Source organism: Klugiella xanthotipulae (assembly GCF_006716695.1).
In the GTDB taxonomy this organism is placed as follows: Bacteria; Actinomycetota; Actinomycetes; order Actinomycetales; family Microbacteriaceae; genus Klugiella; species Klugiella xanthotipulae.
The window spans coordinates 161643-185794 of sequence record NZ_VFPN01000003.1; the positions used below are offsets into that span (position 1 = coordinate 161643).

16 protein-coding genes and 1 pseudogene are annotated in these 24152 nt (G+C 56.6%); 10 read left to right on the forward strand and 7 right to left on the reverse strand.

What is annotated here, in order from left to right; translation table 11 throughout:
* Positions 1-1713: 1713 nt before the first annotated feature.
* The 3 genes from sucB to FB466_RS10205 form a co-directional block, all read right to left on the reverse strand.
* Positions 1714-3075 carry a 2-oxoglutarate dehydrogenase, E2 component, dihydrolipoamide succinyltransferase gene (gene sucB / locus FB466_RS10195; RefSeq protein ID WP_141918293.1) on the reverse strand — a complete coding sequence of 454 codons (1362 nt, stop codon included), beginning with the start codon at positions 3073-3075 and terminating at the stop codon, positions 1714-1716.
* A gap of 66 nt (positions 3076-3141) precedes the next feature.
* Positions 3142-4515: a dihydrolipoyl dehydrogenase gene (lpdA, locus tag FB466_RS10200; RefSeq protein ID WP_141918295.1), complete on the reverse strand. Its 1374-nt coding sequence runs from the start codon at positions 4513-4515 to the stop codon at positions 3142-3144.
* Between the two features lie 123 nt (positions 4516-4638).
* Entirely contained in the window at positions 4639-6120 is a 1482-nt protein-coding gene (locus tag FB466_RS10205; protein WP_141918297.1) for a leucyl aminopeptidase, read from the reverse strand.
* Positions 6121-6149: 29 nt separating this feature from the next.
* Between FB466_RS10205 and FB466_RS10210 the strand changes: the two genes are divergently transcribed.
* Together FB466_RS10210 and FB466_RS10215 are read left to right on the forward strand one after the other, a co-directional pair.
* Complete coding sequence (locus FB466_RS10210) at positions 6150-7067, forward strand: proteasome assembly chaperone family protein (RefSeq protein WP_141918299.1); 918 nt, start codon at positions 6150-6152, stop codon at positions 7065-7067.
* A 247-nt stretch (positions 7068-7314) separates the two neighbouring features.
* Positions 7315-8730 (forward strand): annotated as a pseudogene (locus tag FB466_RS10215) (RNA polymerase sigma factor); the annotation flags it as partial.
* 100 nt (positions 8731-8830) lie between these two features.
* Here the strand turns inward: FB466_RS10215 and FB466_RS10220 are convergent.
* Positions 8831-9052, reverse strand: coding sequence for a DUF7455 domain-containing protein (locus FB466_RS10220; RefSeq protein WP_141918302.1), 222 nt, complete (start codon positions 9050-9052; stop codon positions 8831-8833).
* A gap of 184 nt (positions 9053-9236) precedes the next feature.
* Here FB466_RS10220 and FB466_RS10225 point away from each other — a divergent pair, with 184 nt between their 5' ends.
* Positions 9237-11324: a DNA gyrase/topoisomerase IV subunit B gene (locus FB466_RS10225; protein ID WP_141918304.1), complete on the forward strand. Its 2088-nt coding sequence runs from the start codon at positions 9237-9239 to the stop codon at positions 11322-11324.
* Between the two features lie 56 nt (positions 11325-11380).
* Here FB466_RS10225 and FB466_RS10230 read toward each other — a convergent pair whose 3' ends face one another.
* A complete protein-coding gene (locus FB466_RS10230) occupies positions 11381-13882 on the reverse strand; it encodes a DNA gyrase/topoisomerase IV subunit A (RefSeq protein ID WP_246054626.1) in 2502 nt (833 codons plus the stop codon).
* Here FB466_RS10230 and FB466_RS10235 point away from each other — a divergent pair, their 5' ends adjacent.
* Positions 13883-15034, forward strand: coding sequence for an alkaline phosphatase family protein (locus FB466_RS10235; RefSeq protein ID WP_141918305.1), 1152 nt, complete (start codon positions 13883-13885; stop codon positions 15032-15034).
* Here FB466_RS10235 and sepH read toward each other — a convergent pair.
* A complete protein-coding gene (gene sepH, locus FB466_RS10240) occupies positions 15031-16188 on the reverse strand; it encodes a septation protein SepH (protein ID WP_141918307.1) in 1158 nt (385 codons plus the stop codon). The two genes, FB466_RS10235 and sepH, sit on opposite strands and share 4 nt — an antisense overlap.
* A 202-nt stretch (positions 16189-16390) precedes the next feature.
* On the opposite strand from sepH, the gene FB466_RS10245 reads away from it, so the two are divergent.
* Positions 16391-16681 (forward strand): DUF4193 domain-containing protein, encoded by a 291-nt coding sequence (locus FB466_RS10245; RefSeq protein ID WP_141918309.1) that lies wholly within the window; start codon positions 16391-16393, stop codon positions 16679-16681.
* Positions 16682-16760: 79 nt separating this feature from the next.
* Here FB466_RS10245 and FB466_RS10250 read toward each other — a convergent pair whose 3' ends face one another.
* Positions 16761-17204, reverse strand: coding sequence for a DUF3093 domain-containing protein (locus FB466_RS10250; protein WP_141918310.1), 444 nt, complete (start codon positions 17202-17204; stop codon positions 16761-16763).
* A gap of 43 nt (positions 17205-17247) precedes the next feature.
* Between FB466_RS10250 and dut the strand changes: the two genes are divergently transcribed.
* The 5 genes from dut to dxs all read left to right on the forward strand — a co-directional run bounded on the left by dut (position 17248) and on the right by dxs (position 24097).
* Complete coding sequence (dut, locus tag FB466_RS10255; protein WP_141918312.1) at positions 17248-17706, forward strand: dUTP diphosphatase; 459 nt, start codon at positions 17248-17250, stop codon at positions 17704-17706.
* Positions 17703-18335 carry a DUF3710 domain-containing protein gene (locus FB466_RS10260; protein ID WP_211344808.1) on the forward strand — a complete coding sequence of 211 codons (633 nt, stop codon included), beginning with the start codon at positions 17703-17705 and terminating at the stop codon, positions 18333-18335. The genes dut and FB466_RS10260 overlap by 4 nt, the downstream gene beginning before the upstream one ends.
* 9 nt (positions 18336-18344) lie before the next feature.
* Complete coding sequence (locus FB466_RS10265; protein ID WP_141918313.1) at positions 18345-19106, forward strand: DUF3159 domain-containing protein; 762 nt, start codon at positions 18345-18347, stop codon at positions 19104-19106.
* Between the two features lie 128 nt (positions 19107-19234).
* Positions 19235-21922: an aconitate hydratase AcnA gene (gene acnA / locus FB466_RS10270; RefSeq protein ID WP_211344825.1), complete on the forward strand. Its 2688-nt coding sequence runs from the start codon at positions 19235-19237 to the stop codon at positions 21920-21922.
* A gap of 165 nt (positions 21923-22087) precedes the next feature.
* Positions 22088-24097 carry a 1-deoxy-D-xylulose-5-phosphate synthase gene (dxs, locus tag FB466_RS10275; protein ID WP_141918316.1) on the forward strand — a complete coding sequence of 670 codons (2010 nt, stop codon included), beginning with the start codon at positions 22088-22090 and terminating at the stop codon, positions 24095-24097.
* The last annotated feature ends 55 nt before the right edge of the window (positions 24098-24152 follow it).

Here is a 24152-nt window from a genome sequence, read left to right on the forward strand (position 1 = left end):
GGGTATCCCCTTCACAGGGGCAAATCCTCAATAGTTATCCACTGCGCGAGAGGACTCTCCCCTTCTGCCTGGATCTCAGGGAATTCTAGCCTCTATGAGACAGCACAAAATATCCCGTCCTCTAAACCCAGCCGGATGGGTGCGCGATCTGGCGGCAGCCGTTGATGGTGAACTCGTCCGGTCGCTTTCCTCGCGGGCAGGTCGGCAGACCTGGCTTGTCCGAGTGCCGGAAGCTGCCAGCCATACCCGCGGGGAGCGGTTCGCGGTCTTGGAATTGACCACTCCCGAGGCGAACGTGCAGCCTGACGATCTGCGTCGCGCGGCGGGTCGAGCTGATGGCTATCGAGTTTTTCCTCGTGTTCAGCGTGACCTATATGCGGAGAGGGGGTGTTCGGCCCGTCTTGTCGAGTATCGCCCCTCTCACCGTTTTGTCGGACCTGGCGCAGTCCCGTGCACCTCTGCGGTTGCTGCTCGGGTACTGTTGGACCTTCTCGATGCTGCGAGTCGCCTCATCGAGTCTGGGTTGTGCCTGGGGCATCTTCGTCTTGAGGAGGCGGGTCATGATGAGAATGGAAATCTTGTTATTTATTCTGCGACTATGGTGCACCGACGCTCTCAATTCCCGGTCTCGGCGCGTCCGGTCCGCGGCGAACGGGCTAACCTCTACGAGGCGAACGGAGAGAGTTCTCCGGGGGAGATCTGCTGTCGGTACGGCCTTGATAAGGGTCTCATTATGGATGTTATTACCGATGTTTTTCCAGCATCTCAGCGTACTGAAGAGCTTCGAACGGTAATCGAACGTGTCTGGCGAGATACTCACGACGAACGGGGCCTTTGTGAAGCATTGAGATTGGCGGTGACCGATCGGGTGACCCCTGCGCCGGCTCGCACTCATCCCACTAAGCTTTTAGAGGGCATCGATCATACTGATGTCATCGTCCATGACTCAGCGTGTGTGGAGCCGACCCCTGTATCCATTCCCCGGCGTCAGCTCCGGTCTCGGAGTGGCGGGGCGCGGGCTATCGGATCCGACCTCGTTGCGATGATGCATCTGCCTCCCGGGCTTCGTAACGCGCTGGCGACGCATCCTTATGTTCGAAAGGGACAGCTACCCAACAGAGCACAACGAAGCGCATCTGGCTCCTCCCTGTCCCTGACTCGCAAAATTGTAATCGCGATCGGTGGGGGATTGATTCTCTCGGGTGTGCTGTGGATTCTTCTTCCAGAGAACTCGATAGAACCGGTCCTTTCTCGAGTGGAGACGCTTCCTGACGCTGAGATTTCTCGTGAGGGTAAACCAGCTTCGCCGGTCGGCATCGCACCGTTTACTGTTGGAGCTGCCCGTCAAGGTTCGTCTAGGTTGTTGCCTACGGTGCCATCGAATTCTGATGAGGCGCGTGTCTCAGACAACGCATCTCCCACTGCCGCCGCGACTCGTCTTCTCCGCGAGTCGGGTGAGTGTCTCACTGAGTCCGCGGATCTCGGATGTTGGAAGGATATCCTTGGTGAGGCTCAGCCGGGTTCTCTGGAACGACTCAGCGAATTGGCGCGGGCTGGATTGCTTGCACACTCACCTGAGGTGAGTCTAGTTGATGAGTTGGGGAGTGTCGCCCTTATGGCGGTTAGCTGGCCGCCGTTAGGGGAGACCGAAACCACATCGGCTTCGCTCTTGATCATCAAGAGCGAAGCCGGGTGGCGTATCCGCGAGGTGTACTAGATTCCGAGATCGGATTCGAATTGTGCGGATTCGAGACGACTCTTCAAATGGCCCAGGAAGCGCGCTGCATCAGCACCGTCAACAATGCGGTGATCGTAAGAGAGCGCCAGGTAGACGGTTGAACGGACCGCAACGGCATCAGTGTTACCGGCGGTCATCACCATGGGACGTTTGGTGACAATTCCCGTACCCAAGATAGCCACCTGGGGAAGGAAAACTAGCGGGGTATCAAAGAGCGCGCCGCGTGAACCGGTATTGGTGAGGGTGAAGGTACCTGCCGCCAGTTCGTCAGGCTTCAACTGGTTGTCACGCGTGCGGGCTGCCAGGTCTGCGATCTCTGCGGCCAGCTGGGCGATGTTTTTACCGGCTGCATCGCGAACCACAGGAGTGAGCAAACCGCGTTCAGTATCTACCGCGATGCTGATATTTTCGTGTTCAGGGTAGACAATCGTGTCGCCTTCGACGGTAGCGTTGAGGACCGGATAAACGCGTAAAGCCTCTGTTGCAGCCAGTGTAAAGAATGGTAGGAACGAGAGCTTGTTCCCTGTCTTGGTGAGGAACTCACCCTTCATCCGGTCACGGAGGGCGGCGAGTTCTGTGACATCTACCTCCACCACTGTCGTCAGCTGTGCAGAGCTCTGTAGCGAAGCAACCGCGCGCTCAGCGATAACTTTGCGCAGTCGTGAGAACTTCTGCGTGGTGCCCCGTAGCTCAGAGACCACAGACGCCGAGGCAGGGGCGATCGTGGACGCAGGCACTGGAGCGGTCGCTAACACGTCCTCCTTGCGGATCCGTCCCCCGACACCCGTTCCTGAGATACCGGCCAGATCAACGCCATGTTCGTGAGCAAGCTTGCGAACGATGGGGGTCACGTATCCCGGACCGGTGGTGTCAGCCACGGAGGTCGTCGGGGGAGTGACGGGTTCCGCAGGTATTGACGGGACCATCGTCTGCGTGGCAGTTGCAACGGGGGTCGTCACGGGTTGGTGTGTCGTCACCGATGCAGCGACGGGCTCGGGGGCTGTCATGGATGTGGCCACTGCGACGGGCTCGGGAATCACAGCGGGCTCGGGAACCGCAGCAAGGACTGGCTCTGCCGCTGGAACTGCGGTTGCGGAGCTGCCGTCACCAATACGAGCCATGACGGCTCCTACCTCAATCGTCTCATCTTCTTGGACCAGAATTTCTTCCACCACACCGGCAAACGGTGAGGGAATTTCGATGTCAACCTTGTCGGTTGAGACCTCGAGTAGGGGCTCGTCAGCCTCAACCGTGTCACCAACGTTTTTTAGCCAACGGGTAACGGTTCCTTCGGTGACACTCTCTCCCAGCTCGGGGAGGACGACCGACTCGCTCATGAATTTCTCCTTATTGCCGAAGGCTTTGTGGCCCTCAGTGTACTTGCTTGTATACGAATATCGTGGTTAGAGGGTGTGCAGCGGCTTGCCCGCCAGGTAAAGCATGGCCTCGCCGATGGACTCATTTTGTGTGGGGTGTGCATGTATTAGTGGTGCAACATCTTCGGGGTAAGCTTCCCAATTCACGATGAGCTGAGCTTCACCGATCAATTCACCAACACGGCCACCGATCATGTGAACGCCAACGACGGGACCGTCTTTCACTCGAACGACCTTAACCATGCCCGAGGCACCGATGATCTCGCTCTTAGCGTTCCCCGCGAGGCTGTATTCGTAGGAACTGACGGCCTCCACGCCGAACTTATCGTGAGCCTTGGCCTCGGAAAGTCCCACAGAAGCGACCTCAGGGTCGCAATAAGTGATCTTGGGGATATTCAGGTCATCAACGATGGCCGGGTTGAGCCCGGCGATTTCCTCGGCAACAAAGATGCCCTGCTGGTAACCGCGATGGGCTAACTGCAGCCCTGGCACAATATCGCCAACGGCATAGACCCCGGAAATGTTGGTCTGAAGGCGATCATTTGTGGGTACAAAGCCGCGGTCGAGCGTGATGCCAACCTCTTCAAATCCCATTCCACCCGTGACGGGTCCGCGTCCCACCGCAACGAGAAGCAACTCTGCCTCAACAATCTCACCGTTCTCTAGGGAGATCGTCACGCCGCTATCATCCTGGGTGACCGACTTGAATCGTTGCCCAAGCTTGTAGTTAATGCCGCGACGACGGAACGCTCGTTCCAGTTGCTTGCTGATGGTCTCTTCTTCATTGGGTACTAGATGTGGCAGCCCCTCGATGATGGTGACCTCAGAACCGAATGAGCGCCACACGCTCGCAAACTCAACGCCAATAACGCCCCCACCCAGAACGGCGACCTTTTTGGGGATGAAATCAAGCTCAAGGGCCTGCTCGCTCGTGATAACGCGCCCCCCAATTTCCAGACCCGGAAGTGATCGTGAGTATGAGCCCGTCGCAAGAACAACGTTTTTTCCCACGTAGTCGTCGTGCCCAACACGTACGGTGGTGGGGGAGACCAATCGGCCCTCACCCGCAACAACCGTGATACCGCGTGCCTTCAGGAGCCCCTGGAGGCCCTTGAACTTCTTTGCCACGATGCCCTCTCGGTAGGCTGTGACAGCAGCAATATCGACACCTTCGAAGGTTGACTTTACGCCATAGCTTGAACTGTCGCGTGTAACGTCCGCTACCTCGGCAGAGTGCAGTAAAGCCTTCGTTGGAACGCACCCACGGTGCAGGCACGTGCCGCCCAGCTTGTCTTTCTCAATCAGTACCGCGGTCATGCCAAGTTCAATAGCGCGGATGGCGGTTGCATAGCCGGCGCTACCGCCGCCTAAAACGACGACGTCAAAGTTGTGTTCCGACACGGAGTCTCCCTGTTGTGTGGGTTGTAGACGAGTTCTGTGGACTTGAGGGCAGCGAGAAACTACTACGGTCAAGCGCAGGAACCAGCCTACTACGTTGAATGTTGAGTAGGATTCGCGAGTTTGCTAGTAGCTTTTTAGAAACTCAATGAGAGTCTGAACCGAGGCTCCGGTGGGGCCAAGGCCGGAGTATCCGTATGCGGTGCCATCGTTGTTTCCTGGACCGGCGATATCGAGGTGAGCCCAGGGAATGGTTGCTCCAGAGTCATCCACTTGTGGGGTGGTAAAGTCACGGAGGAATACGGCCGCGAGTAGCATCCCCGCAGCCGTATTTCCCTGCTTAATATTGGCAATATCAGCCACGGGCGAGTTGAGCATGGCGCGCAATTCCTCTGGTAGGGGCATGGGCCACATTGGCTCTCCGACGCGGTTGCTGGCAGCGTACACCGCGGCAACGAGTTCATCGTTGCCCATGAGACCGGTTGTTCGGTTTCCGAGGGCAACGACAGCGGCTCCCGTGAGCGTAGCCACGTCAATGATCGCATCCGGTTTTTCTTCGCCGGCAGCGATGAGGGCGTCGGCGAGGACCAGCCGGCCCTCAGCATCCGTGTTGAGGACCTCGACGGTACGTCCACCACGAACTGTAATGATGTCACCGGGGCGCGTGGCGTTACCTGACGGCATATTCTCCGCGAGAGGTAACCACGAAGTGATGTGCACAGGAAGGCTGAGAGTTGCAGCGGCACGCACGACAGCGAGAACGGTTGCAGCCCCTGCCATGTCGTATTTCATGCCGATCATGGATGTCGGCGATTTGAGAGAGAGTCCGCCTGTATCAAAAGTAATACCTTTGCCGACAAGGGCAACATGCGCCACGGCATTCTTTGGCGCATAGTCGAGGCGTAGTAGACGTGGTGGGCGGGCAGAGCCTTGACCAACCCCGAGAATACCTCCAAAGCCTTCCTGCTTGAGTTCGGTTTCGGTCCATAGGGTGTGTGTGATGGGCAGATCAGCGACGCTTGCCATAGCGTGCTCGACAAAAGATTCAGGGTAGAGGTCGTTGGCCGGGGTGTTTACCAGGTCTTTAACGAGGGCAACAGCATCGGCTGTGGCCCGTGCGCCGGCAACCAGATCCGCATCGATGGCATCCGCCACCACAGTAATGTTCTGGACGGGGGTGTTGGCCGCTGCTTCTGCGCTACGGTAACGATCAAAACTGTATGCCCCGAGGGTGGCGCCCTCAAGAACCGCACGGAGCTCGTCAGGTGAGGAAGTTGGGAAGGCTACGACGACATCGCGGGTTCCCGCTAGTTGCCGGATCGCTGACCCGGCCCCGGTGCGAAGGCTGTTCGCTGACAAGCTGTTACCGAGTCCGGCAAGGACAAGAGTTTGTGGGCCGGTTGAGCTAGGACTTGGGATGCGTGTGAGGGAGTCAATCGCCCCCGTTACTCCGAGAGCCTTCAGATCAAGAGAACTCGTATCTACGTGAGCCCGTGATCTGATTTCAGGCTGCCCATTGGCGTTATTTATGACGCCGATCACGATTGCGCCACCGTTCAGAGACGAGGTGGAAGAGGTGCTGATTTCAATGTTGGGGATGAGCGGCATGGCCTACAGCCTACGCCTACACTTAGGACATGCGAAGCGATGAACCACTCTTTGAGCCACTGAACGACTCCTACGGTTCTATCCAGCCGGGGCTGCCTCTGATCGTGGTCCTGACAGGTTTCTCGGATGCTGGGTCGGCTGTGTCTCAGCTGGAGAATTATATGGAGTCAACTATCCAGTCTGTGCCCGTCGCTCGTTTTGATACAGACAGGCTTCTCGATTATCGTTCTCGTCGCCCAACAATCTTTTTCCAGGGTGATGAGCTTACGACCTATCGGCCACCAGAACTCACTCTCTACCTGGCCCAGGACGAACTCGGTCAGAACTTTCTTCTCCTGCAGGGGTTTGAGCCCGATTTTTTGTGGGAGCGTTTTACGGATGACGTTCTCGGTCTAGTAGAGCGCCTCGGGGTTTCGCATACGACGTGGGTGCACTCCATTCCTATGCCAGTTCCCCATACTCGACCGATTGGTGTCACCGTTAGCGGCACTCGTGAAGATCTCATTGACTCACTGTCCGTCTGGAAGCCGAGCGCCCAGGTTTCGGCTACGGTTGGCCATCTCGTTGAGATGCGGCTACAGGCAGGCGGATACGAGGTCACGGGTTTTGTGCTGCTTGTGTCTCACTATCTGGCCGAGACGGAGTATCCAGATGCCCTGTTGAGTGCTTTGGAGTGTATTACTTCGGCCACCGGGCTCATCTTTCCGACCGACGCGATTCGTGAGCGAGGACGAGAATTTTATTCCAAGATTGAAAAGCAGGTTGAGTCAAGCCCTGAGACCCGACGTCTCGTAGAGTCGTTGGAGGAGCGACACGATGCATATATGGAAGGAACGATCATCCGTTCTCCTCTGATTGGTGATGATGGGCTGCTACCGACCGCCGATCAGATCGCCAGCGAACTGGAGAAGTTTTTGGCGGAGCGGCACGATGAGGGGGAGCTTTAGCGCGATCTGCTGGGAATGAGCTCGAAGTAGACGGCGTTGTACTCCGAAGCGGGTTCTTGTGAAAATTCTTGATGGGGTTTGAATATGTCGAGTCTTTGCAAGAATCGTGCAATAATTAACTCACCAGACCCGGTCAGGGTCGGGAGGTGAACCCTGCGTTTTATCCTCTCCGACTTGACATGGGTCTTAGTAGTTTGCAGATCATGACGAGTGCGGGCACGCTGGATCCCCTAGCGCGGCTCAGAAGAGAGGCGGGTGCGTGGCTACTAAAACCACGACCACAGGTAAGAGCGCACAATCGAAAGCTGCCGAGAAAGTTGATGAGCTGGCAGCGAATGCTGCGGCTCCCAAGAAGGCAACAGCCGCTAGTGTGACCAAGACCGCGGCGGCTAAAGCTTCCGCTGCTAAGACGGGAGCGACAGCGACAAAGAGCACTGCAAGCAAAGTAAAAGCTGGGATATCTGCGGATGCGACGACGGCGGTAACCACTACGAAACGCCCCTCGACTGCCAAAGCTAAGACCCCAGTAAAGAGCAAGGCCGCTGCAGTGGCTGAACCTGACGAGGATGAGCTTGATGAAGACGCCGTCGTTGACGTTGAGGTTGTCATCGTTGATGTTGACGGCGAAGACGAAGCAGATGAGGCGACTCCAAAGAAAAAGTCGCCAACAGAACCACTGCCCACGGGGGCTATCGTCCTCTCCTCAGGTGATGATGACGATGAGATCCCAGTTTTCTCCACCGCTATTACCGGTGCCACTGCTGACCCTGTAAAGGACTACCTGAAGCAGATCGGGAAGGTCGCGTTGCTGAACGCGGCTGAAGAGGTCGAGTTGGCTATGCGAATCGAGGCTGGTCTTTTTGCCGAGGATAAGCTGGCGAATACGCCTGATATGACGAAGCAGTTGCAGCGAGAGCTGCGCTGGGTTGCTCGGGACGGACAGCGGGCCAAAGCCCACTTGCTCGGTGCAAACCTTCGTCTGGTGGTGTCTCTCGCTAAGAGGTACACCGGCCGCGGAATGCAGTTTCTTGATCTCATCCAAGAGGGTAACCTTGGCCTGATCCGCGCGGTGGAGAAATTCGACTATACCAAGGGCTTCAAATTTTCGACCTATGCGACATGGTGGATCCGTCAGGCAATCACCCGTGCTATGGCCGACCAGGCCCGTACAATCCGTATCCCAGTTCACATGGTGGAGGTCATTAACAAGCTCGCTCGTGTTCAGCGGCAGATGCTTCAAGACCTGGGCCGTGAGCCTACTCCGGAAGAATTGAGCCGTGAGCTTGACATGACGCCCGAAAAGGTTGTCGAGGTTCAAAAATACGGTCGTGAGCCCATCTCCCTGCATACGCCGCTGGGCGAGGATGGGGACAGCGAGTTCGGTGATCTTATTGAGGACACTGAAGCCGTTGTGCCTGCGGATGCGGTGGGCTTCACTATGCTGCAGCGACAGCTCGAGTCGCTCCTGGACTCATTATCAGAGCGTGAAGCCGGAGTCATTCGGATGCGGTTTGGGCTGGGAGATGGCATGCCCAAGACCCTTGACCAGATCGGTGACACCTTTGGCGTTACCCGTGAGCGCATTCGCCAGATTGAGTCGAAGACGATGGCCAAGTTGCGCCACCCTTCCCGTTCCCAGTCGCTCCGCGATTACCTAGAGTAAGCAGTATAAGAATAAGGGTCCTTCCTCTATAGAGGAAGGACCCTTATTCTTATGTCCTCATGGTGGATATAGAGAGTGATGGCGTGCCGCCCCTGGAACGTCAGGGTTGCAGTTTGTGGCTTTCGTCATGCCAGGAGGAGACTAGGGGCTGAAGTTTTTCCTTGTGCTTGTTTCCATGGTGAGCGCAGAACAGCAGTTCCCCGGAGCCCATCGTTGCCCTGATGTATGCTTGCGATCCGCAGCTATCGCAACGGTCAAGCGCACTCAGCGGGCGCTCCTCATCTACTGGAGCACTGTCGATATCGGTCGTCAGCGTTGTCATGAGCTTCCTCCCCTTTCCGTTGCCGAAGTGGCTACACCTATACAAGCACGTTGTGGCTGGATTTTGTTCCCATCTGATGTCGTTTCGCTGACCGCGTAGCGTTGACCTGAGTGTCCTGTCGGGTTTTTTGTCTTCGGGGCCTACTCTTGTGAAGTAATCCCACCGCTGATATACAAGGAGAGTCTTGGCCGCGTCCGACTATTCTGCCCGACACCTTTCTGTATTGGAGGGCCTTGAGGCTGTTCGTAAACGTCCCGGAATGTATATCGGCTCTACCGATTCGCGTGGTCTTATGCATTGCCTGTGGGAGATTATCGACAACTCCGTTGACGAAGCCTTGGCCGGATTCGGTGAGACTATTCGCGTCATCCTGCACGCGGACGGTAGCGTTGAGGTTCACGACTTTGGGCGCGGAATCCCGGTCGATATCGAACCAAAGAGCGGGCTGAGCGGCGTAGAACTCATTTTTACAAAGTTGCACGCTGGCGGAAAGTTTGGCGGCGGCTCATACGGTTCTTCAGGTGGTCTTCACGGGGTTGGAGCCTCGGTTGTGAACGCTCTGTCGGGGCGTCTGGACGTTTCGGTGGATCGTGTCGGTAAGACCTGGAGCATGTCGTTCCGTCATGGTGAACCTGGGCGTTTCGTAGATGCAGATGATGGCGAGCGCAGTCCAAATTCTCCGTTTACCCCCTTCGACACGAAAAGTGAACTGTTGGAGACAGGAAAGGTTCGGAAAGGAGTAACTGGTACACGCGTTCGTTATTGGGCTGACCCGCAAATTTTTACCGCCGATGCAACGTTTGACTCTGAGCAGCTTAGGGCCCGTGCTCGGCAGACAGCGTTTTTAATTCCGGGCCTCCGTCTGGTGCTCGACGACTTACGGGGGGAGGAGCCGACGCACGAGGAATTCCACTTTGAGGGGGGTATCTCAGAGTATGTCGATTTTCTTGCTCCAGATACGGCCGTAACCAACACGTGGCGGCTTACGGGAGCCCATACGTTTACCGAAACTGTTCCGGTGATGAACGAGGCGGGTGCGCTCGTATCTACCGAAGTACACCGTGAGTGTCTGGTGGATGTAGCTCTCCGCTGGGGCGCGGGGTATGACACAACCGTGCGCAGCTACGTTAATATCATCGCAACCCCTAAGGGGGGGACCCATCTCACCGGTTTTGAACAGGGACTTGTGAAATTCTTCCGCCAACAAGTTGAGGCTAATTCCCGAAAGCTCAAAGCGGGTAATGACAAACTTGAAAAAGACGACCTTCTTGCCGGGCTAACTGCTGTCTTGACGGTGCGATTACCCGAACCGCAGTTTGAGGGCCAGACCAAAGAGATCCTGGGTACACCCGCTGTGCGAACAATCGTGAATCGGGTGGTGACCCACGGTCTCAAAGACTTGTACGAGTCTACAAAACGTGAAGATAAGGCTCAGTCCATGCTGGTGCTTGAGAAGATCGTGTCCGAAATGAAATCTCGGATTTCCCTCCGGGCCCAGCGGGATACGCAGCGCCGAAAGACTTCTTTAGAAAGTTCCTCTCTGCCCGCAAAGCTTATTGACTGCCGGAGTAAGGACGTTGGTAGTAGTGAGCTTTTCATCGTCGAGGGAGACTCTGCGCTTGGCACAGCCCGCCCCGCTCGTGATAGCGAGTTTCAGGCGCTCTTGCCCATCCGCGGCAAGATACTCAATGTGCAGAAGGCCTCTGTCGCCGATATGCTTTCGAACGCTGAGTGTGGGGCCATCATTAAGGTGATCGGTGCTGGTTCGGGGCGTGACTTTGATTTGGCGTCTGCCCGCTACGGCAAGGTCATTATTATGAGTGATGCGGATGTTGACGGTGCGCACATTCGGACCCTCCTCTTGACTCTCTTTTTCCGCTACATGAGGCCTATGCTTGAGGCGGGACGAGTCTACGCCGCTGTTCCGCCCCTCCACCGTGTGATCGTGCAGCATCCGGGTAAGAAGCCCAACGAAACGATCTACACCTACAGCGAGGTGCAACTTCACTCGTTGCTCGCCGATCTCAAGAAGCGTGGCAGACGTTATCTTGAGCCTATCCAGAGATATAAAGGACTTGGCGAAATGGATGCTGACCAGCTGGCCGAAACGACTATGGATCGAGACAAGCGCTTGCTTCGTCGGGTACGGGTTGCTGACGGTCAGCAAGCTTCACAGATCTTTGAGTTACTGATGGGTAATGAGGTTGCACCGCGCAAAGAGTTTATCGTGGCGAGCTCAGATACCCTGTCCCGAGAGCGCATTGACGTGTAGCAGGCTCGCGGCGTGAGGGAATGAGGTGTAGCTGGCCCTGCACCTCATCGAGCGGATTAGACCGAACTCTCTGTCGCTTCGTTTCTGCCGAGGGCCGTGTTGATATCGCCACCAATAACGGTAGGAAGCTCGTCAAGAGGGTGGCCGGATGCGTCGCGTTTGGCTAGTTCGTTAGGGAGGACGCACGGACGTCCATCTGCGGTAAGCGCACGAGGTTCCCCCGCACCAACCCAGGCAACTGCAATCTGGTCTTCACCCTTGAGGAAGCGTTGTGCCCGCACGCCACCGGTTGCCCGGCCTTTCGCGGGATACTCAGAGAAGCTGCTCACTTTACCGCTGCCCAGCGCCGTACCGGGGAGGGTTGCGGTGCTCTCGGCAACCGTTGCAACACGTGCGGTTACAGAGGCTTCGGGCGTGATCGCGGTGAAGAATATGACCCGGGCGCCTGCGGAGAGCTTGATGCCTGCCATCCCGCCAGCGGGGCGCCCCTGTGGTCGTACGAGAGCAGAGGAGAATCGCAGAAGTTGTGCGTCACTGGTGAGAAAAACGAGTTCATCTGCATCGGTTGTGACGGTGGCTCCCACTACGGTGTCGCCGTCTTTGAGCCCGATGAGTTCAAGGTCGGGTTTGGTGGGAAGATCGGCGAGTGAAACACGTTTCACAACGCCCTGACGGGTTCCAAATGCCACTATCGTGTCGTCCGTGATGGGGGTAATGAGGCGGATCTTCTCGGCTGTATTGGTCAAACCGACGTACTCGTCGATGGATACTCCGGCCGCCAGCTGAACGCTTGCTGCAGGAACAGCGGGTATCGACACAGGTGTGAACCGTATGAGGCGTCCGGTTGATGTGATTGCGGCGATGTCTGAGCGGGTCGTTGTGCTGAGAACAGACAAAACCCCATCATGGTGTGAGCGGCGACTCGCTGTGTTGAGTGTCCCCGTTCCAACTGCTGGATCGTGATCGATGCGTACAAGGTTTCCCGTACTTGAGAGCAGAACTGTGCAGGGCGTGTCAGCAACTTCAAGGTTGACTTTTTTCGCCTGTGCAGCGGATACGCGTGCGGGAGCCGCGCCGGTCAGCAAGGTACGGCGGGGAGTGCCAAACTGCTTGGCTACTACTTCTAACTCTCCGGCGACCACCTCACGTATGCGCTCTGTGCTGGCAAGAATCGCCTCCAACTCGGCGATCTGCGCGGCCAGGTCATCACGTTCGGCTTCGAGTTCAACCCGTGAAAACCGTGTGAGTCGACGTAAACGTAGCTCGAGAATGTACTCGGCTTGAATCTCGCTCAGGTCAAACACCTCCATGAGCCGACCTCTGGCCATTTCCGTATCGTCGCTCGTGCGGATGAGCTGGATAACCTCGTCAATATCGAGGATCGCGAGCAACATCCCTTCTACCAGATGCAGACGGTCTTTGCGCTTGCCTAAGCGAAACTGCGAGCGGCGGGTAACAACCGACACTCGATGGTCAAGAAAAACCGTAAGCATCTCGCGTAGACCGAGGGTTTGTGGCTGGCCCCTAACGAGTGCCACATTGTTGATACTGAAGGAATCCTCAAGCGGCGTATAGCGGTAGAGCTGTTCTAAGACAGCCTCGGGGTTAAAGCCGGTCTTGATGCTGATAACGAGGCGCAGACCATTTTTACGATCAGTGAGATCGACAACATCCGTGATTCCGCTCAGTTTCTTGGAATCAACACCGTCTTTGATCTTCTCGATGACGCGTTCAGGTCCGACCAGATATGGTAGCTCCATGACGATGAGGCCGCTTTTGCGAGGGGTTAGCTGTTCGACCCGAACCTTCGCACGGGTGCGGAAAGCGCCTCGACCGCTACGGTAGGCGTCCTTCACGCCGTCAAGGCCGACGATAGTGCCTCCACCTGGAAGATCAGGACCGGGAATGAACTCCATGAGTTCGTCAACGGTGGCCGAAGGCTTATTTAGTAGATAGATTGCTCCCTGGACGACCTCGATCAGGTTGTGGGGAGCCATGTTGGTTGCCATGCCCACCGCTATTCCGCTGGCACCGTTGACGAGCAGGTTCGGAATCGCTGAAGGGAGAACCTCTGGCTGGGTGAGTTGGTTATCGTAGTTGGGAACCAGATCAACAACGTCCTCGTCGAGGTTGTCGGTCATAGCGAGTGCAGCCCCGGCGAGTCGGGCTTCGGTGTATCGAGCCGCGGCCGGGCCGTCATCGAGTGAGCCGAAGTTTCCGTGGCCGTCAATGAGTGGAACACGCAGCGTAAAACCCTGGGCGAGCCGGACAAGAGCGTCATAAATGGACGCATCGCCGTGGGGGTGGAGTTTTCCCATCACCTCGCCCACGACGCGCGCAGACTTGACATGCCCCTTATCGGGCCGCAATCCCATATCGGTCATCTGGTACAAGATGCGCCGCTGAACGGGCTTCAGACCGTCGCGGGCATCGGGGAGCGCGCGCGCGTAAATAACCGAGTACGCATACTCAAGAAATGAGTCCTGCATCTCAGACGAAATGTCAACGTCTTCGATTCGTTCGATGGGTGTGGGGTTGTCGCTCACTGGTGCTTTCACATGGAATCTGTGTGGACGGGTACGATTGCCCCCATGTTATCTACCCATTCGTCTCTCGGTTTGAGCCTTGCCGAGGTTTTGCCAACTTGCCTCGCCTCCGTCAACAGGGCTGGCCGGGGTGACGGGTACGGTAGAGCTCGAATTGCCGTGGTGATTGTTGTGGACGGCCTTGGCTACACAAACCTCAAGCAGCGCAAAGGATACGCACGATTTCTGTGGGGGAGCAACCCGCGTCGTATCGAAACTGTCGCGCCGTCAACAACAGGTGCGGCCCTCACCACTATCACCACGGGAACGCTTCCCGGTGTACACGGTCTGATCGGGTATCGGATTCGTGACCCGCGCCGCAATCAACTTGTGACTACCCTCAGCGAGTGGGAGGACATCGGAGAGACGCGTGACTGGCAGCGCAGCGAAACGGTCTTTGAACAGGCACGTTCTGCTGGGGTCCCGAGCGCTGTTATCGGGCGTAAAGCTCACGCCCAGAGCGGGTTGACCCGAGCTATCTTAACCGGTGCCGATTACGTATCGGCCGAGTCAATTACGGACCGGTTTGCGGCTGCTAGCGAACTGGTGCGGTTAGGCCAGCACCCGCTTGTCTACCTTTACGTGGACGAGTTGGATCGGGTGGCCCATGCATCAGGGTGGTCTTCTACGGCTTGGCAGGAACGGCTAGAACTTCTCGACATCTCTGTGCGCGGCTTCATCGCAGCGCTACCTGTTGACGTTGGTGCGGTGATGGTGGCTGATCACGGCATCGTTGATGTGCCTGAGCGCAGACATATTCTCTACGATGAAGATCCAGAGATGATGAGAGGAGTGTCTCAAGTAGGGGGGGAGCCTCGGTTCCGCTATTTATATCTCGAGAATCCGGCGAACGCCCAGTGTGTGGTGGACCGGTGGCGAGAAGTCTTCGGGCGATGGGCCACAATACTAACGCGTGATGAGGCTCTCGAAAAAGGAATCTTCGGACCCGTAGACGACTGCGTAGTGGCACGTCTTGGAGATGTCATTATCGCGGCTACGGCCGAGTGTGCGTTTTATAGCTCGGGGCTCGCGGACAAGGCATCGCGCCGGATGACAGGACAGCACGGCAGCCTGACGCCCGAAGAGTTGGGTGTTCCGCTTATCCGCTGGGGAGCCTTTGCCTAAACTGGGTCATCGTCGTTGCGGGGACCACCAAACAGGATGTCATCCCAGCTGGGCATCTCAGCACGTTTTTTCCTGCCACGAGGAGTAGTCGCGGCAGGTGCGGATTCGTTTCCGTGAGCATCCTCGTTCTCTGCCGGAATGATTCCTGAGGAGGGGTGTTCGGGGTGGGATGACCGACTTCCTCGCGTGATTACTTGTTCCGTCGCGTCGATCGGCGGAACCTCATTTGCGGAGAAAAGCGGCGTGGTTGTCGCCGACGACTCTGCGTCTTGTTTCTCGACGGACGAGCTGTCGGACTGAGCCTGTGCAGCAGCTGATTCCCGTTCGCCTCGGCGACGGCGAAGAGCTTCGAGGAGGTCTGCTGTCTGGCCAAAATCGGTGTGGTCATCGGCCCGTGAGACGGCCAGTTCGTCCACCTCTCGTGACCAATAAGATTCCTGTGGTAGGTCTTCGCCGGGGTTTTCTGTTGACTCAGTGTGATCGGGGGTGGTTGCAGCGGTTAGCGAGTTAGGGTCAAAAGCGCCGGAGTCAAAACGGTCGCTGTGAAGACGTGGCTCGGTGGGCTCCACCGCGCGAAGTTTTGGGATAAGTCGGTCGCTGATATCGCCCTGCTTGGACAGAGTGATGGCGTCTGAGTTGATCGGAGTTAGCGCCGAGCGCTTGTTATCGAAGGCCCACACCGCCTGGTGTGAGATATCGTTGGCAACAAATGCAAGTTGGATGAGCCAGCCACTGTCCTCGTCCCGCCAGCACGTCCAGATCCGTTCGCTGGCCGATAGGGTATCGAGACGGATGCTGAGAGCATCCCCAAATCGTAACTGCTGCATTTCAGCCTGGGAGGTATTCAGAACGACGGAAACGGCCAACGCGCTGCTGAGGATGTACTCGCGCTCAGCAAGGACGGGACCCTCATACTTTTCAATGTCCTCAGTGCTGGCACCGGTGAGTGTCGAAATCTCTTCACGAGTGTGACCGGAGCGGATATGCGATTGGATAATTCGTGGAGACACCCGCACCTGGTCGGTGTCTCGTTTGGTCAGACGTCGGACCTCGGAGAATAAAGATTCGTCGGCCAAAACGCGAAAGCTCTCACCAGCATCGTTGGACACGATGAGGTAGCCGTCCTCAATTCCAACGACTCTGAGCTCCTGCATGTTGTGCCTCCGGTTATGGTCGTGTGCCCAATAGCTTCCCACGCTGTACGCAGTTTTTTGGTGAAGTTGTTGGGCGTGCCGGAATCTCCACCGTGCCGGTCTGGGAATGTGCTGGGGGCAGTTTGCTATTCGTTCAACTTTCGTGCAAACTATCGCCGCCTACCAAATTTATGGTGGTGAGTTCTTATAGAAGTGGAAGAGAATGGCGACTGACTACGACGCTCCGCGCAAGACCGACGATGACTCAGAATCGATTGAGGCGCTGAAGGAACGTGTACCCGATAAGCTCTCGGGCGCGGTTGACTCCGAAGACTCGGACAACCCTGGGTTTGAGCTTGCGGGTGCGGACCTGTCCGATCTTGATCTTGATGTTGTTGTCTTGCCGCCGCAGGCCGACGAGTTTACCTGTGTGAGTTGCTTTCTGGTGCGTCACCGCTCTCAGATTGACCACGAGTCCAAGCTCGGGCCAATCTGTCGGGAGTGTTCGGCCTAGTCACCCTGTGCTGCTACACGACTGCACGCGTAACCAAACATAAAACTGACGCCCCTCGGGGCGTCAGTTTTATGTTTGGTTACGCGGAGATCGCTTCTCTGAGGGCATTGGCAAAACCGGTGGGGTTCCGGGTTGAGATGATCCAGTAGGGAGTGGGATCGTTGGCGTCAGTAACAGATACTTTGATGATTGGGGAGATCCAGCCACGGATCATAAGGTGCGCGCGTGCGTCCAAACGCGGTCCACGTTCTTGGACAGCCTCATCTCCCTGGAACTCCGTCACATTGCCGAGAAGCTTTACGGGGATGCTGGCTCGGCCCGCGGTCAAAGTTCCATCGGTAATCGCGATAGTTGGGCTGCTGAACACCAGGATTCCTACAGTCAAGCAGTAGAGCGTGATCGCGGCGATTATTCCCGCCAGCATGGAAATTGGTGCCAGCACCAGGATAGTGGCGGGCACGATCAGGAGCGTCGCGATAAAAAGCCAGAATCCGGGCCAGAGTCGTTCGTGATAAATGGGCATACTCCTATCAGTACCAGATGTGAATGTGGACTACGCTACGAGGGTGACTGAAACTGTTGACATTTTGATTCACGCGGACAGCCTTCCGGTCTACGCGCATCCGGGAGACGCCGGGGCCGACCTGTGCAGTACGCAGGATCTTGTCTTGGAGCCGGGTGAGCGGGCATTGGTGGGTACAGGAGTGTCGTTTGCTCTGCCCGATGGGTATGTAGCGTTTGTTGTGCCACGCAGTGGGCTGGCGACGAAGCACGGTATTACCGTTGTGAATGCCCCTGGCACGGTTGATGCTGGTTATCGAGGAGAGGTTAAAGTGACCCTTCTGAACACTGATCGCTCAGAGGCGTATCGTGTCGCGGCTGGTGATCGCATCGCGCAGGTAATCTTTATGCAGGTTTCGCGCGCAAATTTTATCGAGGTTGACATTCTGCCCGGCAGCGACAGGGGGGAGTCTGGCTTTGGGTCAACCGGTTTTGGAGCAGATGTGAAAGGGCAACACGAATGAACGACAGTATGGAGGTTTCTGACGGTGGAGTCGGCGATAACGAGGTGTTGGTTGATGAGACAAAATCAGCACCGGATGATCGCGCTGAGCGTGGGCCGCTTGATGTCGCCGAAGCGAGTGCCGTCCGACCCTATGTAGATCTTGGGTCTATCAAAGTCCTCCCACGAGAGGGTCTCCAGTTGCGGTTGGATGTGGAGGATGGAACCCAGCGAATCGTTGCCGTTTCGCTGGATTATGCTGATTCGACGCTTCAGGTTCAGGCTTTTTCCGCTCCCCGCAGCACCGGCCTCTGGCACGAGGTACGCGGGCAGATTTTTACCCAGCTCTCTGGCCAGGGCTTGAGCATTGTGGAGCAGGAGAACGAGTTTGGGCCCGAACTGCAGGTGGACCTTGTAAACCAAGCTACCGCCGCTGTCAATAGGGTGCGCTTTGTGGGTGTTGATGGCCCTCGCTGGCTTTTGCGTGGTGTTGTGTCGGGGGCTGCTGTGAATGATCTGGATGCGGCGGACAAGATTCACGAGTTATTCCGGAGCATCGTTGTCGTCCGTGGCGATCTGCCTTTACCGCCACGTGATCTTTTACCACTCCGAGTCCCGACCGCAGCGACTGCGGCCGCCGAAGCGGAGTAGTGTCGAGCCGTGACCGAGTCTCATGTTCCCGGCTCAGAACCCCCCGAGAGTGACTCCTCGAGCGAAGAGCTCCACGCTGTGACAGATGCCTCGTCAGCTCGTCTGGGCGGGCTTGCTGCAAGCGTGAGCCGCGCCGCAGCGGGGGAGGCCCTTTCTCGGGATGCGGTCATGGAGTCCATCGGGGGAACTCGCGGCATTATCGAGTCTGTTCTTCCTGGCCTTGTGTTCCTCGTAACTTATACATTCACGAGAGATCTAGTCATGAGCGTCGTGGCTCCTCTCGTGATTGCGGTGCTCGCTATCGTTGTGCGTGCAGTGCAGAGACAGGCTATTGTCCCCGCAGTTTCCGGTTTGCTGGGTATTGTGCTGTGTGCTGTACTGAGCTTACTCACGGGGAAGCCAGAGGATTACTATGTTCCCGGGTTCATCACAAATATCGCCTGGGGAGCGGGGCTCTTGATCTCGGTAATTGTCCGGTGGCCACTCATCGGTGTGGGCGTTGCTATCGCGAGGGGACAGAATATGGCCTGGCGTAAGGATCGGCCTGTGTACCGAGTCATGCGGCTTGTCACGCTGCTGTGGTGTGGATTGTTTGCCGCGCGATTGGCCGTTCAGTTGCCGCTGTACTACGCGGGTGCGTTTGAACTGCTGGGTGCGGCACGACTCACCATGGGCGTTCCGTTCTTTGCGTTGGTCATTGTAGTCTCCTGGCTTTTGGTTAGGGCTACGATCGTTTCCCCTGATGCTGAGGTCAACTCTGATGGCGAGTGAGATAATTATCTTGACATCAAGATAATTTTCCGCGGAATTCCGCAAGATTATGCCTTTAGGTTAGGTAAACCTTGCTAGTAAATCTCCTAGCCCGAGTGGAAGATTGTCTGAAGCTCAGTAAAGGAGAAATCGTGACCGCGGTAAATAGTTTTGGCGCACGGGACACCCTCGCAGTAGGTTCTCAGAAATACCAGGTTTTCCGGATTGATTCCGTACCCGGTTATGAGAAACTTCCCTACAGCCTCAAGGTGCTGCTCGAGAATTTGCTTCGTACCGAAGACGGTGCAAACGTAACTAAGCAGCACATTGAGGCTCTGGGGTCTTGGGATCCCACTTCCGAGCCCGATACCGAGATTCAGTTCACACCAGCGCGTGTGATTATGCAGGACTTCACGGGTGTGCCCTGTGTGGTTGACCTGGCAACCATGCGCGAGGCCGTCGCTGATCTTGGCGGCGACCCCGCAAAGATCAACCCGCTTGCTCCTGCCGAGCTTGTCATTGACCATTCAGTCATCTCCGATCTTTTCGGGACGCCCGATTCGTTCACGCGCAATGTTGAGATTGAGTATGAGCGCAACGGAGAGCGCTACCAATTCTTGCGCTGGGGACAAACAGCGTTTGATGACTTTAAGGTTGTCCCTCCGGGAACGGGTATCGTCCATCAGGTAAATATCGAATATTTGGCTCGCGTTACATTCACGCGTGAGGTTGATGGTGTGATTCAGGCCTACCCTGATACTTGTGTCGGTACTGACTCGCACACAACCATGGTTAACGGGCTGGGGGTGCTGGGCTGGGGTGTTGGTGGCATCGAAGCCGAGGCTGCCATGCTGGGCCAGCCTGTCTCCATGCTCATCCCCAAAGTGGTTGGTTTCAAACTGTCGGGTAGTATCCCTGCCGGTGTGACGGCCACGGATGTTGTACTCACAATTACCCAGATGCTACGTCAGCACGGTGTTGTCGGTAAGTTCGTGGAGTTCTACGGTGAAGGCGTGGCCTCTGTGCCGCTTGCTAACCGAGCCACAATTGGAAACATGAGCCCCGAGTTCGGCTCGACTGCTGCAATCTTCCCGGTTGACGATGTTACCCTCGGTTACCTGCGTCTCACCGGTCGAAGCGATGAGCAGATCGCCCTGGTTGAGCAGTACTCTAAGCTGCAAAAGCTGTGGCATGATCCCGCCACGGAGCCGGTTTTTAGCGAATATCTTGAGCTTGATCTCAGTACGGTTGTTCCCTCGATTGCTGGCCCGAAACGTCCACAAGATCGCATTGAGCTCACCGAAGCAAAGAAACAGTTTGGTGTTGATATCGTCAACTATGCTGGCGACTCGAACCCCGCTCTTGTCAGCATGGGTGGCCAGGAATTTACGATCGACCACGGTGCAGTGACGATCGCTTCAATCACCTCGTGCACAAACACATCGAATCCCTCAGTGATGCTCGCTGCTGGATTGCTTGCGCGTAACGCAGCGCAGAAGGGCCTCAAGTCCAAGCCGTGGGTTAAGACCACTTTGGCTCCTGGGTCTAAGGTCGTCACCGATTACTATGACAAGGCTGGTCTTACCACGTACCTTGAGGATCTAGGTTTTTATCTCGTGGGTTATGGCTGCATGACCTGTATCGGTAACTCAGGTCCACTACCCGACGAAATCTCGGCTGCTGTACAGTCGCACGATCTCGCAGTAACTTCAGTGCTTTCCGGAAATCGCAACTTTGAGGGTCGGATCAACCCCGATGTCAAGATGAACTATCTGGCGAGCCCGCCTCTGGTTATCGCGTATGCTCTTGCCGGCTCGATGAATTTCGACTTTGACACCGACTCGCTGGGCATTGATAACGAGGGTAACGACGTCTACCTCAGGGATATTTGGCCCGACCCCCTAGAGGTCCAGGCGACTATTGACAGCTCGATTGATACCGGCATGTTCACCGATAAATATGGCAGCGTCTTTGAGGGGGACGAGCGCTGGCGCTCTTTGCCCACTCCCACGGGAGCCGTATTTGAGTGGGACGCGACGTCCACATACGTGCGCAAGCCTCCGTATTTTGATGGGATGTCGATGGATACCACTCCCGTCGCCGATATTTCGGGTGCGCGCGTTTTGGCCAAGCTGGGCGACTCGGTGACGACAGATCACATTAGTCCAGCCGGAAATATTAAGGCTGATAGTCCGGCAGGAGAGTATCTGACAAATCATGGAATTGGTCGGAAGGACTTCAATTCTTACGGCTCACGTCGCGGTAACCATGAGGTTATGATCCGAGGTACGTTTGCGAACATCCGACTCAAGAATCAGCTGTTGGAGGACGTTGAGGGCGGTTACACGCGCGACTTCACACAGGCTGATGGCCCCCAGTCGTTTATCTATGACGCGGCCCAGAACTACCAGGCGCAGGGGACTCCGCTTGTTGTCCTGGGGGGTAAAGAGTATGGTTCGGGCTCATCTCGTGACTGGGCAGCAAAGGGGACGAGCCTCCTGGGCATCCGCGCCGTGATTACCGAGAGCTTCGAGCGTATTCACCGCTCCAACCTCATTGGGATGGGTGTGTTGCCCTTACAATTTCCCGCGGGCGAGAGCGCCAACTCGCTTGGCCTTGACGGTACCGAGCTCTTCTCTATTACCGGTGTGGAAGAGTTAAATAATGGCTTGACGCCCAAGACCGTTCATGTGGTCGCTACGCCGAGTGAGTTTTCCGCAAGCGGTAAGCCTACGGTGGAGTTTGATGCGGTTCTTCGTATTGACACACCGGGTGAGGCCGACTACTACCGTAACGGTGGTATCTTGCAGTACGTGCTGCGCTCGCTCGTCGGGTAACACGGCGCACGAGCAGGGGTTTAGCGACGTCGTATTGTCGTTAAACCCCTGCTTTGTTTGTGCGCTTCTGGTATTCGGCGAGTGTAGAGTGGTCTGGTGGGCGGTAGCGGTTAGCTGCCAGAGAACATGTGCCGCCAGGCACACAAGAACTACTGAGGAGGCCGCGTGAGTTTGTTGCAGAAAATTAACGGACCCCGCGATCTTGACAAACTTAGTCCGGATGAGCTGGTGCAATTGGCCCAGGAGATTCGGGATTTTTTGATTACCGAGGTGGCCAAGAGCGGTGGTCATCTCGGCCCTAATCTGGGGGTTGTCGAGACCACGATTGCCTTACATCGTGTCTTCGACTCACCGCGGGACCCTATTGTTTTTGATACCGGACATCAATCTTACGTGCACAAGCTTCTGACAGGGCGTCAAGATTTTTCACGTCTCCGGCTTCGAGGCGGTCTGGCAGGATACCCTCAGCGGTCAGAGTCGAAACATGACATTGTGGAGAGTTCGCACGCATCAAGCTCGTTGAGCTGGGCAGATGGTATCTCTCGGGCGTTTGCCCAGACGGGTCAAACTGATCGCCACGTTGTTGCGGTTGTTGGCGACGGTGCGCTCACTGGGGGTATGACCTGGGAAGCGCTCAATAACATCAGCGATGACAACTCTCGTAAGTTGGTTATCGTTGTGAACGATAACGGTCGCTCCTATGCTCCCACGATCGGTGGGATGGCACGGTTCCTCAACGGAGTACGCACGCAGCGTACGTACCGTGACCTTCAGCGCAGCAGTGAGCGGGCTTTCTACCGCCTCGGGGCTCCGGGGCGTGCGCTGTACCGGGGCGTGCGTGGTGGTTTGCACGGATTCTTGAGTCGCTTTACAGATAATGAGTCGCTCTACTCCAACCTTGATATTAAATATATTGGCCCCGTTGATGGACACGACCTGGGTGCTATGGAGCAGGCGTTGCGCCAAGCCAAGAACTACGGTCAGCCGGTGATCGTTCATGTGATTACTGAAAAAGGCCGTGGTTATGAACCTGCCCGTCGCGATGAAGCGGACCAGTTCCACGCTGTGGGTAAGATCGATCCCAGCAGCGGCCTACCGCTGAGCGTGTCCTCCACCGAAACCTCGTGGACATCGGTTTTTAGCGATGAGATTCTACACATTGCGGAGAATAATCCGCGGGTTATCGGGATTACCGCAGCCATGCTAAGGCCCACTGGTCTCCATGCTTTCGCCGAACGGTTTCCCGATCGGGTTTATGATGTGGGAATCGCTGAGCAGCACGCGGTGACGAGTGCCGCTGGCCTCGCCTATGGCGGACTCCATCCGGTCGTTGCTATGTATGCAACTTTCATGAATAGGGCTTTTGACCAGGTGCTTATGGATGTTGCTTTGCACCGCGCGGGTGTGACCTTCGTGCTTGATCGGTCTGGGGTGACCGGTCCCGACGGTCCCAGTCACCACGGAGTCTGGGACCTGGCGATTCTTCAGGTAATTCCTGGCATTCGAATTGCCGCACCACGTGATGCTGAGCGCCTTCGCGAGGAGTTGTGCGAAGCGGTTGTGGTAGAAGATGCCCCCACCGTTGTTCGGTTTCCTAAAGGTTCCGCTGAACTCAGTATCCCCGCTGCGCGTCGCACCTATGATGGTGTCGATGTGCTTCAGGAGCATGCCCAGCAGGATGTTCTCCTGGTGGCTGTGGGGTCGATGGCGGACGTGGCGTTGGATGTTGCTGCACGCCTAATTGACCAGGGCATCGGCTCAACTGTGGTTGATCCCCGCTGGGTTGTTCCCGTTCCTGTCAGCCTCATTGATTTGGCTGCTCACCACCGCTTGGTTGTCAGTATCGAGGACGGTGTGCGCGTGGGCGGAATTGGTACCCGCATCCGGCAGGATCTTCGTCGTGCTGGAGTGGATACGGCGGTTACCGAGCTGGGACTCCCCGACCAATTTCTTGATCACGCCTCGCGGGAGGAAATCCTGGAGGACGCGGGCCTCACCGCGCAGCAAATTGCACGTGACGTTGTTGCGCAGGTACTCGGCAGTAAAATCCCAATTGCTCGACCCCTGGCCGATGAACCTGCCGGGACTAGACTGCCGGCCGCCACGGTCCATGGTGCCGGACTCCCCGCCACCACACAGTCAATCGCGACCAATCGCGACCCCCGCTCGCGCTGACTTCCTCCCCGGGGCGAAGACCATCCGCAGGACGGGAGTATCGACACCCGTTAAC